The sequence below is a fragment of the Streptococcus sp. 17.1 genome, assembly GCF_016648655.1.
Classification (GTDB): Bacteria; Bacillota; Bacilli; order Lactobacillales; family Streptococcaceae; genus Streptococcus; species Streptococcus salivarius_E.
This window is the reverse complement of record NZ_JACLQM010000045.1, coordinates 1-2,447: the sequence shown is the minus strand read 5'-3', so window position 1 is coordinate 2,447 and position 2,447 is coordinate 1. Positions and strand designations below refer to the sequence as shown.

At 40.0% G+C, this 2,447-nt stretch carries 1 protein-coding gene; it reads right to left on the bottom strand.

From position 1 onward, the window contains the following. Window positions 1-245: 245 nt before the first annotated feature. A partial coding sequence (locus H7T99_RS10495; protein WP_207186314.1) for a glucosyl transferase occupies window positions 246-2,447 on the bottom strand: 2,202 nt, incomplete at its 5' end.

Sequence of the window (2,447 nt, the reverse complement as noted above, 5' to 3'; positions counted from 1 at the left end):
GTCCTATTATAGCGCTATTTTAGAGACTTTCAAGAAAATATAAGAAATTTAGACAAAAATAAGAAAACGATTACATAGGAAAGCGAGTAAATGGCAAATGTCACAATTTTTGCAATCATAGGAACTTAAAAAATAAAAAAATCCAGGACCTGTGCCCTGGATAAGGAGATTATGAAAAAGAAAAGTTTTAGGATGATTATAGTATATAGAGCAGAGCCTAAAGTTTTCTTAAAGTAAGGAATAGCTTAAACTTTAGTCGCGTTACCATTTTCATCAAAATGATAAGTTACACCTTTGATAGTACGTGTTTGGTTAGTGACGAGTTCACCAGAGTTTTCATCGTAGTAGTGACCATCTGGTGCAAAAGCGCCTTTAACTTGTCTACCATGATTTTTATCGAAGTAAAGTTGTTGTCCATTAATCTGAACGGCACCAGTAGCTGCTGAACCATCCGCATAGAAGTAGTACCAGTAATTACCCCATTGATAGAAACGATTTTTAATTGCTCTACCGTCATGACCGAAGTAGTAGATTTTACCATCGATGTAATTAATACTGTCTTGCCACATGTCACCCAGTTGGGTGTACTTATAGGCACCTCCTCGACGGAAGTAATATAAATCACCATTGATTTCATGAAGTCCAAGGACTTTGTTACCTTTCTCGTCAAGATAGTAAGTTAAGCCTCTGTTATCTTTAACAAACCCAGCTTTGGTTACTTTGCGACCATTATCTTTATCGTAATAGTACTCAGGCATATAGACGCCATCTTGACCAAATCCTCCTTTAGCTTGTACCCCTCGATAGTTGAAGAAGACATCTTGTCCATCGATATTTCGAGCTCCCTTGACTGGCTTACCGTCTTTACCTACATAGAACCAATTACCCATGTATTCAACATAACGATTGGTTACAAGATTTCCAGAATTAATATCGTAGAATGCGTATAAATCACCGTAGGAATCACCATAAGCACCTTTAACCTGTTGACCATTGTCGCGGAAAAATAACTTTTGACCGTTAATGATTTGAGCACCAGTGAGGTTGTCTCCATTTACGTTCTTATAATACCAGTTTCCATTATCGTCGCTATAATAACCATTTGGGTTAGGAGCATCCATACCTACGCCGTTTTCATCAAATCGATAGGTCATACCATTAATTGTTAGAGTGGTGTTAGAGACGCGTGCTCCAGAATTAGGATCATAGTAGCGAAGAACACCATTGTCGAGAACAAGCTCTCCCTTAGCTTGACGACCATTAGCATATAGGTAAACGATTTGACCGTCTATATTGACTTCACCATCTTGAGGACGAATAGCATTTCCATCTGCACCATAATAGTACCAGCCATCATTTTCTTGGACATAGCGATTTTTAACGGCTTGACCAGTAACTGAGTCAAAATAGTAGCGACGGGTAATATTAGTAGGGGTACCAAAACCATAAGTACGTGGTGAATTTTGCCCTTCTTCTAGTAAAATGCTGATTCCTTTTTGTAGGACGCCGGTATCAACAGGAGAGGCAGCTTCACGTGCTTTAAAATAGTAGATATTACCATCAATTTCACGTATTCCTGTAAATTTAGAACCATCGTTCTTGATGTAAAAGGTTTGGCCTTTTTTATTCTGAACTAGACCTTCTTTTCGGACCCTTGCACCAGAGTTAGAGTCGTAATAGAAAGTTTGATCTGGATAGCTATAGTCCTCTCCGCTAAAGTCACCTTTGATTTGAACACCTTTATAATCGAAGTAGACTTCTTGACCATTGATAGTTTGTTCTCCAGTGAGTGGATAGCCATCTTTACCTAAATAGTACCAATTACCTTGGGATTCAAGGTATCGATTCGTCCATAGTTGCCCAGTATCAACATCGTAGTAACGAAATAGATTATTATTCCTATCGAGTAAAGGCCCCTTAACTTGTTGCCCATTACTGCGGAAATAAACATTTTGGCCATCGATAGTCTGTTCGCCTACGAGGTTTTTACCACTAGAATCTTTATAATACCAGTTGCCTTGGTCATCGCTATAGTATTGACCACCGGTGACATTTGTTTCACTATTGGTATCTGCGGTTGCTGTTGCAGTCTCATTGGCAGCCCGGTCTGTAGTTACAGCTTCGCGTGTTTGGCCTGAGGCTGATTCTGCAGGTGATTGACTTTCACTTGCAGTTATTGAAGCTGTTTCACTGGCAGTTTCAGAGCTTGCAGCAGAAGTTGTGGCTTGTTCTGAGACATTTGTAGTGCTTTCAGTGCTGGCTGCCTTTTCGGTAGTAGCAGGAGCTTCGACAACCTTAGTTTCTACGAGGTCTGCTGTGGTTTCCACATTGGTTGTGGTAGCAGTAGTTGCATCAAGGTTTGATGTGTTGTCAGCTTTAGCTTCCTCAGCGAAGGCAGGTCTTGCGATAAAGGCAAAACTTGCAAGAGCAGTTGCACATGAGAATGC